General features: G+C 33.9%; 9 protein-coding genes. All 9 read right to left on the bottom strand.

Annotated features, from left to right (window positions below):
* Window positions 1–90: 90 nt before the first annotated feature.
* On the bottom strand, window positions 91–3093 hold the full coding sequence (locus BUC23_RS07170) for a TonB-dependent receptor (RefSeq protein WP_073207742.1): 3003 nt from the start codon (window positions 3091–3093) through the stop codon (window positions 91–93).
* Window positions 3094–3644: 551 nt separating this feature from the next.
* A complete protein-coding gene (locus BUC23_RS07165; RefSeq protein WP_073207664.1) occupies window positions 3645–4760 on the bottom strand; it encodes a FecR family protein in 1116 nt (371 codons plus the stop codon).
* An 89-nt stretch (window positions 4761–4849) separates the two neighbouring features.
* Window positions 4850–5458 (bottom strand): RNA polymerase sigma factor, encoded by a 609-nt coding sequence (locus BUC23_RS07160; protein WP_073207661.1) that lies wholly within the window; start codon window positions 5456–5458, stop codon window positions 4850–4852.
* 444 nt (window positions 5459–5902) lie between these two features.
* On the bottom strand, window positions 5903–6892 hold the full coding sequence (gene rlmF, locus BUC23_RS07155) for a 23S rRNA (adenine(1618)-N(6))-methyltransferase RlmF (protein ID WP_073207658.1): 990 nt from the start codon (window positions 6890–6892) through the stop codon (window positions 5903–5905).
* A 97-nt stretch (window positions 6893–6989) separates the two neighbouring features.
* Window positions 6990–7652, bottom strand: a complete 663-nt coding sequence (locus tag BUC23_RS07150) for a thiamine diphosphokinase (RefSeq protein WP_073207655.1) — start codon at window positions 7650–7652, stop codon at window positions 6990–6992.
* Window positions 7653–7704: 52 nt separating this feature from the next.
* Window positions 7705–8526, bottom strand: coding sequence for a DUF4249 domain-containing protein (locus BUC23_RS07145; RefSeq protein ID WP_073207652.1), 822 nt, complete (start codon window positions 8524–8526; stop codon window positions 7705–7707).
* 5 nt (window positions 8527–8531) lie between these two features.
* A complete protein-coding gene (locus BUC23_RS07140) occupies window positions 8532–10937 on the bottom strand; it encodes a TonB-dependent receptor (protein WP_073207649.1) in 2406 nt (801 codons plus the stop codon).
* Window positions 10938–11070: 133 nt separating this feature from the next.
* The gene (locus BUC23_RS07135) at window positions 11071–12294 is read right to left on the bottom strand and encodes an NADP-dependent isocitrate dehydrogenase (protein ID WP_073207646.1); all 1224 of its coding nucleotides are present in this window, start codon (window positions 12292–12294) and stop codon (window positions 11071–11073) included.
* A gap of 286 nt (window positions 12295–12580) precedes the next feature.
* Entirely contained in the window at window positions 12581–12931 is a 351-nt protein-coding gene (gene rplS, locus BUC23_RS07130; protein WP_073207643.1) for a 50S ribosomal protein L19, read from the bottom strand.
* Between the last annotated feature and the right edge of the window lie 100 nt (window positions 12932–13031).

Raw genomic sequence — 13031 nt, 5'->3', positions numbered from 1 at the left:
CAAAGTTTGGATTCTTTTTTTACCTAAGTTTAAGCCAAAAAAAAAGCCACCAACAAAAGTTGATGGCTATCTTAATATAGAAATGTTTTTCTAGAAGCTGAAACTTAATCGAGCAAAAACAAAACGACCGTTTTGACCAAATTGAGATGTGTTTCTTGAATATACAAATTGATTTGCATTAGACAAATCTATTGTATTATTTGAAGATGTGGTTGTTGAATAAATAACAGCTCCATTAGCATCAACTCCAGAAGCTCTTTTTGCAATTGTTTGAGGTCCTAAATTGTTAGTTGGAAAAACATCAAAAATGTTATTAGCTCCTACCACAATTTTTGTTGCACTAGTAATTTTAAATCCTACTGAAAAATCAGTAATTATTTTTGCCGCCCATACTGGGTGTTCGTTTTCAACAGCTTGATTATTTACAACGATAGCATTAATAGTTCCATCAAAATTTGCATCAGCAATGTTTGGATCCGTTACTTTTCCAAAATAAACGTTTCTCAAGAAGAAATCGAATTTTTTGTATGAAAGTGAATTCGTTAAATTAGCTTTGACTCTTGGTACTGCTTCCTGAAGATAAATTCTTGAAGATTCAGAATAGTATCTGTTGATCTGTCCCGCTGCTTCTAATATAGGTGATGCGTGTATAGCACCCACTTTTTTTGTGTCGGAAATTGTTCCGGACAAATCAGTTTTCAAAGATAACCCTTCACCTAAATTTACTTTATGGCTAATAACAACATCAATTCCTTTTGATTGAGTATCAATTGCATTTGCAAAGAAAGTTGCTGCAGTTGCTCCTGCGGCATCAAAGTAAGGTTTTGTTACAGCATTCGAAGTAAATTGATCCGTAAGAACCACTCTGTCATTTATTTTTACAATATAAGCATCAGCAGTTAAAGTAATATTGGCAGCTGGTATTTTTGCAGTAAATCCAATACTTGCACTTTTAGATTCTTCTTGTTTTAATGTTGGAATTCCTAAAGCTTTTGCAACTGGGGAGTCATTGCTGAAAGTTCCCACTTCAAATGGAACACCACCTACGAATTGAGTCGCTGTTGAATTGAAATAGATTTGGTGTAATGATGGCGCTCTAAATCCAGTTGAAACGGCACCACGTAAATTAATATTATCCGTAAGTTTATAACGAGATGCAATTTTGAAATTAGTTGTATTTCCAAAATCAGAATAGTTCTCAAAACGCACAGCCCCATTAACTAACCATTTGTCAGTAAGATCTAATTCTAAATCAGTATAAACAGCTACACTATTACGTCCCTTGTCAATTGCATTTGCAGGTCTGAAGCCTGGGAATACTTGCGCTCCACCTGGTCTATTAGCACCGTAAAAGTCAGTAACTTTAATGTTAGCTGGAGTTGTCCCTGTAACTACGGCTCCATTAATATCATATAAATTATATGAATCCGGCTCACCTGCAGTGATGTTAAAGTTTTCATGTCTGTATTCCGCACCAAAAGCAACGTTAAGTCCTTTCATAACATCAAACTTTCTATTCATATCAAAATTGGTTGTATTTTGAGAGAAACCTAACCCTCCAGCATCAAACTGAGAAGCAGATTTTTCTCTTAATGAAGCATTTACCGTGTTTTCGATATTATAGTCAAAAGTGTTTTTTCCAAAAGTATTACTTAAGTCAAAATTCCAATTTTCGAATAACAAACCTCTAAGACCAGCAGCTACAGATACATCGCCAATTGTAGAATGAATTTCTGGCAAGAAACCATTTGGATACAATCCAGTATATGATCTGGCTTGATTTGGTTTTCTGTAAAAACCGGCAGCTTCTCCGGTTCTATAACTAGTTCCACCAAAAGCATAAACTTCTAATTTATCATTGATTGGATAAGCGGCATTCAAGAAGAATTGTGCACTTTTCAAAGAAGATTGTCCCACTCTCATATTGAAATCTTTTCTTTCAAGACTTCTATACGCTAATTCTCCTGCTGTAGCATCAAAGTTTAACGCTGCTTGCATTTGTGAGATAGTGGCAGCCCCAGTTATCGCAGTTTGTTGTGCGGTTGTAAAATAACCTACTTGCGGAGCATACTGTTTTATTTTTGTAAGTATTTGCGCTGTATTTGGTGTGTTAGTGATGTTGCCAAAAAGAGCATTAATATTAGTCCCGGCTTCTGCAGCTCTTTGTTCAACTGCATTATAGGCATTGAATAAATTACCAGTCACATCTTTTGCTCTGCTTGTAGCGTCTCTAAGTTGAAAACTGGCAGTTCCGTTAATAAAACTTTTCTCTTTACCAAGACCTGTTCCGTAGTTTAAGTCTAATTGGTAATTACCACCGTCAATTCCACCATCATGGTCATTAGCACCTTTTGAAAGATTTCCTCCTCCAAAAAGGGCAACATCTAATTTATTGGTATTTTTCTTTACATTAATATTAATAACACCCGCAATGGCATCAGAACCATATTGTGCAGAAGCTCCATCTCTTAATACTTCGATTTTTTCGATAGCAAAAGCAGGAATTGCATTTAAATCTGTTCCTACAGATCCTCTTCCCGGGGAACCATTAATATTTACTAAAGAAGAAGTATGTCTTCTTTTTCCGTTAACCAATACTAATACTTGATCTGGTCCTAAACCTCTTAATTGCGCAGGGTCGATGTGATCCGTTCCATCCGCTACAGTTGTAGTATTTGATGTAAACGATGGTGCAACCATGTTCAGTATTTGATTTAAGTTAACTTGAGGACCTTGTGAAGCGATGTCTTTCATAGAAATTACATCAATTGGCACGGCAGATTCTGTTACCGTTCTGGTAGGATTACGTGAACCTATTACAACAACATCTTGTAATGTTTCTCCCGTTCCTGTTAAAATAACATTTAATATATTTCCTGTTACAGTTATAGATTTAGTTTCTAAACCTACATAAGAAAATTGTAAAACATCACCTAATTGCGCGCTGATGCTGTAAGTTCCATCCGCATCAGTGGTAGTCCCTTTTGTAGTCCCTTTTACAATGATTGTAACACCTGGTAAAGGTTGACCACTGTCATCTACTACGCGACCTTTAATAATTTCAGCTACTATATTTTCATTTAGTGTTGACATAAGGTCAACATTTAAGCCGGCTTTTTGAACTTCTTCCTTTTGTAAAACAATTTGATTGCTTACTTCAGTATAATTCATTTTAAGTGGTTTCAAAACGCGTGTAAGTACACTTGATAAGGCCTCATTGTTAGCGTAAACACTCACTTTTTGATTAAATTGTGTCATTCTCGAATTATACGAAAATTTCACATTTGCCAGTTTCTCAAGTTTAGTTAACGCAGTATCTAAGTTCAAATCGGTTAGGGTAATAGTTACCTTGGTATCCAATTTTCGTTGTCCTCGGATATTATTCGCTAATGTAACACTTGAAAAAACAAGGGCTAAAATAAATTGGAATATGGTTATTTTCATGATTCGAATGAGTAATCGTTGTTTAAGCACGGTTTTTTTCATAATTTTGGTTTTGTGTTTGTTAATATTCTTTGTTTGGTTATTGAGAACGCGACAATTACTCTTTACAGAGAGGTAATTGAATTAATCCAAGGCGTCGGGAATGTTACAGCATTTTCGGCGCTTTTTTTTAAGTAGTTTAATTCATAGGCAAAATAGGATTAGTTACATCCATCTGATATTATTATAATTTGGTTTCCATTCATTTCGTAACTACTATTGTTTCCAAGACTTTTACAAATAATTTTAAGCTTTTCTTGCAAAGGTTGATCCCCTAATGAAGTCGTCAGATAACAGTCTTTTAACTTCGCTTGAGGAAAATCGATTTTTACCAAATAAGCTTGTTCAATGGTTTTGAAAATTTGAGCTACAGGAATATCTGTAAATTCAAATCCCAATTGTTCTATGTTACTTGTGGAATGGCTTAAAGTTTCATCTTGGGTTATATCTGTAATTTTATTAAAAATTAAATTTTTACGCACGAACCGCAAGGCTTGATTTGGTAATAAAACAATTAATTCGTCTTTTGAGTTTGCAATTAACTCGTTTGATCTTACTTTGACTTTACCGGTACGAACTACCACCTCTATATTGGGCTGATTTGCGTATGCTTTTATTTTAAAACTGGTTCCAATTACTTTGGTAACAATTTCATTAGCAAAGACAAAAAATGGTTTTTGTGGATTTTTACTTATTTCAAAAAAACCTTCACCTGATAAATAAACTTTTCTCTCATTACCCACAAATATTTTTGGATAACTCAATTTACTGTTGGGTTGTAATAAAACAGAGCTACCATCTGACAAAGTTATTATTTGGGGTTTGTCTGAATTATTAGTTTGTTCTACCAATCCCTCATCATTTTCATTAATCAGTTCATTGTATGTAAGTGCCGAATTCTTAGTAGCAAAATGATCGTTATAAAACCAGCCTGATAAAAGACCTATAACTAAAATAGCAGCTATTTTTCTAAACCATTGGTTTTTCCAAAGTTTAAGAACTGGTTGGGCTATTGCATTTTTATTTTCTTCTTTTGTTTCAATTTTCATCCAAGTGGCTTCTAATGCATTTTGAACCGCCTCCGCAGATAAATCACTATCGGGAGTTTTCATTGCAAACAGCCATAAACGGGCTTCTTCAACCAATTTAGCACGACTGGAGTTTTCTAAAGTCCATTCTTCCCAGTCTTGTTGGTCGTCTTTGAAACACACCCATAGATGGAATGATTCATCGGCTAAAAAGTCTTCTATCTCTGTATAATTATTACGGTGTTGCATCAAAAAAAGGGGTTACAATTATATAGAGGTCCGTTTCTTTACTGGATACTCATTAAATTCGTATTTTTTTTGATTTTATTTTTTTTGACCTAAAATGCAGTTAAAAACAGGAGCAAAATAAGGGAAATGCTTGCTTTCCAATCTTTGCGCAGACACAATAATGCACGGTGCAAAAGATTATTTGCTGATTGGTAATTAATATCAAGTGTGTTTGCTATTTGATCCACAGTAAGTTCTTGGTTGTAGCGAAGATATATGGCCTCTTTTTGGCGAGAAGGCAAATCATTAATTAGTTGGTTAAGGCGTAAGACCTTGTCTGCCGTAATCTCATCAGCAATGAGATGATGCTCTATCGAAAAATCGAATAAAAATTTAATGGAATCTACTGAAGTGCTTAAGCGAAAAATACGATCACGTTCTTGTGATCGTGTGATGCGTTTACGAACACAGGCCAGTAAATAAGCTTTTACCACTACCGAATCATTTAGTTTATTTCTGTAAACCCAAATATCTGTAAAAACATCTTGAACGCAATCCTGCACTTTTTCAGGAAAGGGAATAAATGAATTACCATAACGAACTAAATGGGAATAGTATTTTTTAAAAAGTATTGAAAAAGCTTTTTCATCCCCTTTTTTTAGATTACTCCAAAGTATGGAGTCATCTAGCGTTTCGGTATGTAGGATTTGCTTTTTCACAATTTAGTTTGAATTAGTCCATTTTTTAAATGTTGTTCCAACGAATACATTTGAATTGCACGAAAAATGGAATATAAAGAGGTTCTTTTTTCTTTCTGACTGCTCCATCTTTTAAAAAAGAACGATTTTTTGCTCACAATTTCAAGAATCGTTAAATAATATCTTTGCTGATTATTTAAGGTTTCCTTAGCAAACTTACGTAAAACTATGTTAAAATTTATTTTTAAGTTGAAAAAATATAGAGAAATTCGATATTTCCTGACTATTTATAGATTTTTTCTCGAAACATTTTTTTTAGAAGTTTAATTATTGATTTAATAATAGATGCGCTCCTTGTTGTTTCATTTTAGTATATTGATAGGATGAATAACAAAAAAACAGTATGCTAATTGGTGTTTAGTATACTGTTTTTGATGATTAAAATATATTTAAAAGCACTTTTTTCTATTCAAATTTCCATGCTTTTTGTTGTGCTTCGCTCAAAAAAGTCCAAGCTACAATTCGGCTTGTTTTTTGGCCTTGAGCCATATCAATTGTCTTTATCTCAGCTGCACTTACTTTGTTTAACGTTTTGTAAATACTGGACAGGTTATCTCTTTTGGAAACCAGAGTAGTAAACCAAAGACATTGCATTGGATATTTTGCACTTTCGTAAATCATTTGGGTAACAAAACCTAATTCGCCACCTTCACACCATAACTCGGCATTATGGCCACCAAAATTCAAAACGGGTTTAGCTTCGCTCCGTTCGGCTCCATCTCGGGTTGTAGTTTTTGTCGCGTGGCTTCGGGATTCTAAATTGTTTATTTTTCGCACTGAGCTTTTAGTAGCTTCATCTTGGGAAGCATGAAAAGGAGGATTGCAAATACTAAATGTAAATTTATCTTCGGGAGTGATTATGTTTTTAAAAATGAAACGGGATTCCGTTTGTAATTGCAAACTAATTGGATCAATTAACTTTGGGTTTGCTTCAATAATTTTTTTACAATTTTGAATCGCATTTTCGTCAATATCTGTACCAACAAAACTCCAGCCATAAGAAGCATTTCCTATTATAGGGTAAATACAGTTTGCACCAATACCGATATCTAAACCTTGTACTGTTTCTCCTTCCGGAATGATTCCGTTATTGCTTGAAGCTAATAAATCAGCTAAATAATGAATGTAATCAGCTCTTCCCGGGATGGGAGGACAAAGATAATTTTTAGGAATATCCCAATCGTGTATGTCGTAATGACTGATTAATAATCCTTTGTTTAGAGCCTTTACAGCATCTGGATTACTAAAATCGATCGTTTCGATATTGTGTTCATTGACAGCGACAAAATTTTTTAATTCAGGATTTTCTTTGATTAATTGTTCAAAATCGTACCCAAATCTATCAAGATTTCTAGGATGTAAATTAGTCTTTTCGGTAATTGTTTTCGGTTTCATTTTCTATAATTCGGATGCAAAGGTAGTCAATCTCTTTTTGGCAAGATATAAGAAGTATTTAATAGATTATGTTTGAGCATAAAATTGTTTTTCAAGATTAATCCATGCATTCCATCATTAATAAATCGCCTTCATTGTGTTCTATTGTAACGATGCCATCTTTCGTGACATGATTGCTGCTTCCGGTTCTGTAACCAATAGTTAAACTGTCATCTTTTAGCGGATAAAATAAATTGTCAGAATGAATTCCGGTAACGTGGCCAATGGGAATTAACGAAATGGGCGTATTTGCCGTGTACCATTTTTCGAATTTGTTGGGTAACAAAAATATTTTTGAATGGTCGTCCAGAATAACAATTTTCAATAAATCACGGTATCTAACAATGTTCGTGAGATTGGTAATTGTATGATCGGCTCTTCTTCCGGTTGCCCAAACTACATTTACCGCTGGGATTTTTCTTTGAATTAAATAATCAAATGCTTTTTCTAAATCTGTTTTATCTTGATCCGGAGCGTGAACAATCTCTATGGGATATTGGGAGGTTTTGTATTGTTCGGGATCAAATCCTCTATCGAAATCACCCAAAAGTACATCGACTTTGATGTCTAATTGCATGACTCTTTCCATGGCAGAATCTAATACAATTACCAGGGGAGACCATTCTAATAGTTGTCCTAATAATTCCGGATGGCAGGCGGCGCCGTTAGCAATTATTAAAGCGGGTTCTTGGTCGTCGCGAACGATGTGATGTGAGGACATGGTTAATTATAAGTTATGAATTACAAATTGAAAATTATAAATACAAATATAGTTATTCGATCGTGTAATTCTTAATGTCAACTTCGCTAAGGGAAAAATAACCCAAAGGATAATCCGCAGAATCAGTGGTGTTAATGATATTTCCGCGAACTGTTGCTGGAGGAGATTGGAAAGGACCTCCGCCATTATTTCCGGCAATGCTGACCAGAACACTCATATAATTATAGTAGGCTTTAGAAATACCATAATGGGTAACTTCGATCTTGTCGCCAACTTTTAAATCATTATTTTGGGAAATACTGAAGAATTTATTGCCGTTAAAAAACTCGTCCTGATCTACATAAAAGTTTGATTTAACCTGATTGGAGTAGATGTATTTGTACAAATAATAATTAGGTTCATTAGCGGGATCATTGTAATAAGTCTTGATTTCTATAGTGTTTCCTGTAAATCCACCATTATTGTTTTGAATGATTTCTGTTATCGGAGCGACTGGTTTTAAAGATTCTTTGGCAGTGTAAGTTGATCCATTATTAATGATGGTTAACGTATAAACTTCATTTAAAACCGGAATAAAATTAGCGCAGACATAATCTCCTTTTATCGCCGATTCGGTAAAATTGAAAATAGTGTTAGAGCTATTTTTTATGTAAACAGTAGCTCCAGAAACCTTTTGAATTTCATTGCTGTAAAAATCAGTCGTTGTGGATAATGTGATTTTTTGTTGATTTCCTGATGTTCCTTTTTTCCAGTTTATTGATGCTTCTATAACCAATTTTGGCGCAGCTGTATTCAAATCTACTGGAATAACATCTTCACAACTATTAAGAAATAGTGCCAGAATAATGACTAATAGTGGTTTTATTTTGTTCATGATAATTAAAATTTGAAGTTATAACTAACGGCTGGAACTATTCCGAAAATGGAAGTTTTTACCGCCTCATTACTTCCTGTATCTGTATTTTGTCTGAAATTGATGGAAGCGGCATTTTTTCGGTTATATAAATTGTAAATGCTAAAAACCCATTCTCCTTCCCAGTTTCTGTCTATGTTTTTTCTTGGTGTCAAAGTCGCTGCAATATCGAGGTGATGGTATGCAGGAAGACGATTTTCATTTCTCAAGCCATAACTCGGTACGTTTATTCCCAAGTATTCGTATTGCCCGTTAGGGTAGGTTACGGGTTGCCCGGTTTGTAAAGCAAAATTAGCTCCAAAAGACCATTTTTCATTCAAATTATAAGAACTGGTAATGGCAATATTATGCAATTTGTCATACACTGAATTGTACCATGCTCCGTTGTTAATTCCTGTTTCAATAGCTGTTCTTCCGGGAGTTTGTTGCTCAGATTTGGATAAGGTATAGGAAATCCAACCGTTAAATTTTCCTTCGTTTTTGCGGAACATCACTTCTAATCCGTATGATCTTAATTGTCCGTTGAGTATCACTTGCTCAATGGCTTTGTTAGCTATCAAATTCGCTCCGTCTATATAATCCAATCGGTTTTTTACTTTCTTGTAATATGTTTCCACTTCAAGTGAATACATTCCGTCTTTAAAATTTTTGAAATAACCCAAAGCGACCTGATCAGCAATTTGAGGTTTTATGAAATTGTCACTTGGCGTCCAAACATCAAGTGGAGTAGGAGATGAGGTGTTGGAGATTAATTGTAAATATTGAACCATTCTGTTGTAGCTGGCTTTTACAGATTGGTCGTCATTGATTTGATAGGCAAATGAAAAACGAGGCTCCAAATTATTGAAACTTTCAATAGCTTTATTCTTTCCATAGAATTTAGGTCCAATAGGAGTCGCTTTTTCATAAATCTGTAAATCCGGATTGAATGTTACCGGATTATCATTTTCATAAATATTTATTGTTGATTGTCCTAAACGGTAAAACATGCTATAGCGAATTCCGTAGGAAAGTGATATTTTATCCGAAATTTCATGATCAGCATTAATGTATAAGGCGGGTTCGAATGCGTATTTTTTATCTAATTGATCAAAATTAATCCCGGAATTAGAATCAGATGGTTTGATGGTTCCTGGATTAAAATTATAATAAATAGCATTTACACCATAATTCAATTTGAAAGAATCCGATATGTAATTTTTGAAATCGTATTTAATATTATAATTCTGGATGCCGGAATCCCATTTGAAACCAACGAAATCAAGATCCAAGCCATAATAATAGTCGCTATAAATCAGTGATAAATTCGAAAATAATTTATCCGAAAATAAATGATTCCAACGCAAGTTTAAAGTCGAGTTTCCATATATATTGGTAAAGCTTTTGTTTAAGCTAAAGACATCTCTACCAAAATATCCCGATAAATATAAGTTGTTATTTGGATTCAGCTTATAACTCAATTTGGTATTCAAATCATAGAAATAGGCAGAGTTGTTTTTTTGTTCTTCCGATAGTTTCAGGAATAAATGCGCATACGAACTTCTACCGCCAATAAGGAAAGAACCTTTGTCTTTTACTAATGGTCCTTCGACCAAAATCCTACTGGAGATTAATCCGATTCCTCCATTGACATGAAATTCTTTGCTGCTTCCATCCTTTTGATAAATATCTAAAACAGATGAAGCTCTTCCGCCAAAACGAGCTGGGATTCCACCTTTGTATAACTTTAAATCCTTAATTGCATCCGGATTGAAAACAGAGAAAAAGCCAAAAACATGGGAGGAATTAAATATGGTTGCTTCGTCCAATAATATTAGGTTCTGATCTGCACCGCCGCCTCGAACATTGAATCCGGAAGCGCCTTCGCCAGCATTGGTTACGCCGGGAAGCAATAATATTGATTTAAGAACATCAACTTCGCCAAGCACAACCGGCATTTTTTTAATGGTTGATATAGAGAGTTTGTTGACGCTCATCTCCGGTTTCCGAATATCAGTTTTGGTCTTATTATCGGTAATAATGACTTCTTTTAGTGCCGTTTCATTACTAAATAACTTGAAATTATTTTTTATGTTTTGGTTTAAATTTATGGATTCTTCAATGTTTTGATATCCCAAATAGCTTATTTGAACCGCATAAATTCCTTGTGGTAGAGTAATAGAGTAAAAACCGTATTCATTAGTCGTAACTCCAGTTTTTAGCTCTGGCATAATGATGTTTACGCCAATTAAAGTTTCGTTACTGCCAGCATCTGTTATGATTCCGCTTAGCGTGAATTTCTTAGTGATTCCGTTTAAGTTTGTTTCTTGCGAAAAAGAAGCGAGAGAAGATAATAAAAGAATAAAAAAGACAATATTTTTCTTAGTAATCATTTCTTAGATTTTGATTTTGCAAATTTCAACTAATGGAAGTGAATTCTTGTTTAACAATTGTTAATGTATTGCTAAGATAAAAAAAAAGACAACCGTTTCGGGTTGTCTTTTGTAAAGTATAGAAAAAGATAGATTATGCTAATTTAGCATCTAAATTTTCTTTTATCGCTGCCAAGAAATTCTCAGTAGTCAAGTAATCAGCTTCAGTTAATCCCTCTGGTTTAACTAACATAGCTAAATCTTTAGTCATTTTTCCGCTTTCAACAGTGTCGATACAAACTTGCTCTAAGGCATGACAGAAATCAATTAATGGTTGATTTTCGTCTAATTTACCTCTGTGTTCCAATCCTCTTGTCCAAGCAAAAATAGATGCAATTGGATTAGTAGAAGTTGCTTTTCCTTGTTGGTGTTGTCTAAAGTGTCTTGTAACAGTTCCGTGAGCTGCTTCAGCTTCTACTGTTTTTCCGTCAGGAGTTACCAATACAGAAGCCATCAATCCTAATGAACCAAATCCTTGTGCAACAGTATCAGATTGTACATCACCATCATAGTTTTTACAAGCCCAAACAAAACCGCCACTCCATTTCATTACAGAAGCAACCATGTCATCGATTAATCGGTGCTCATAAGTAATTCCAGCTTCAACGAATTGAGTTTTATAATCTTTTTGGTAAACTTCTTCAAAAATATCTTTGAAACGCCCATCATAAGCTTTCAAGATTGTGTTTTTTGTAGAAAGGTATAATGGCCATTTTTTTGTCAAAGCCATTTGGAAAGAAGAATGAGCAAAACCATAAATGCTTTCGTCAGTATTGTACATTGCCATAGCAACTCCATCACCTTCATAATCGTAAACTTCCCAAGTTTTTGTTTCTCCTTCTTCAGGAACAAAAGTCATGGTTAATTTTCCTTTTCCTTTGATAACTGTATCAGTTGCTTTGTATTGATCTCCAAAAGCGTGACGACCAATAACGATTGGCTGTGTCCATCCTTGTACATAACGAGGAACATTTTTCATGATAATTGGTTCACGGAAAACAGTACCACCTACAATGTTACGGATAGTTCCGTTTGGTGATTTCCACATTTTCTTTAAACCAAATTCTTTTACACGATCTTCATCAGGAGTAATGGTCGCGCATTTAATCCCTACATTGTATTTTTTTATTGCTTCTGCTGAATCAATAGTGATTTGATCATTAGTTGCATCTCTGTTTTCAATTCCTAAATCGTAATATTTAATGTCTAAATCTAAATAAGGAAGAATTAGTTTTTCTTTAATAAAAGACCAAATAATTCGTGTCATTTCATCTCCATCCAATTCAACAACCGGATTGGCTACTTTAATTTTTGTCATAATGTATTATTGATATGTAATTTATTTTTTAAAACGTGACTACAAATGTAATAAAACGTTATCGTAAAAGGAAATACGTTTACATTAAGTTTTTTTGTTTAAATCAAATTATCAAATTATTGTTTTTAGCCTTCTTAAAAGAGAATATGAAAAATATAATATTCTTTTTTTGTCAAATAAAAAATGCAATAAAACGGGTACATAATAATAAAGGAGTATTTTTAATTTGTTCCAAAAAAAAATCCCCAACATTGTTGAGGATTTTTTATAGTAAAGAGATAGAGGACTATCTTCTTTTGTCTTTAATTTTAGCTTTTTTACCAGTAAGTTCTCTGAAGTAGAAAATTCTAGCTCTACGAACTGCACCTTTTTTGTTGATTTCAATTTTTTGCAAAGCTGGCAAGTTAACTGGGAAGATACGCTCAACTCCAACAGCACCTGACATTTTACGAATAGTAAAAGTTTCTGTATTAGCAGAACCTCTTCTTTGAATAACAACTCCTTTAAAAAACTGTGTTCTAGTTTTTTCACCCTCTCTAATTTCGTAGTAAACGGTGATAGTGTCTCCAGCTGCAAAAACTGGGAATTCTTTTCTTGTTACGAATTCGTCTTGAACGAATTTCATTAAATCTGCCATGATATATTTAATTATGGTTTTATATCAAATCAACATTCGCGGATCTCGCCAGAGGTTAACCTGAATTTGGGTGCAAAAATACAACTTTTGTTTTAATTTA

Source organism: Flavobacterium xinjiangense (genome assembly GCF_900142885.1).
In the GTDB taxonomy this organism is placed as follows: Bacteria; Bacteroidota; Bacteroidia; order Flavobacteriales; family Flavobacteriaceae; genus Flavobacterium; species Flavobacterium xinjiangense.
Note: the sequence above shows the minus strand (reverse complement) of the source record. Positions and strands in the feature narration are given on the sequence as shown.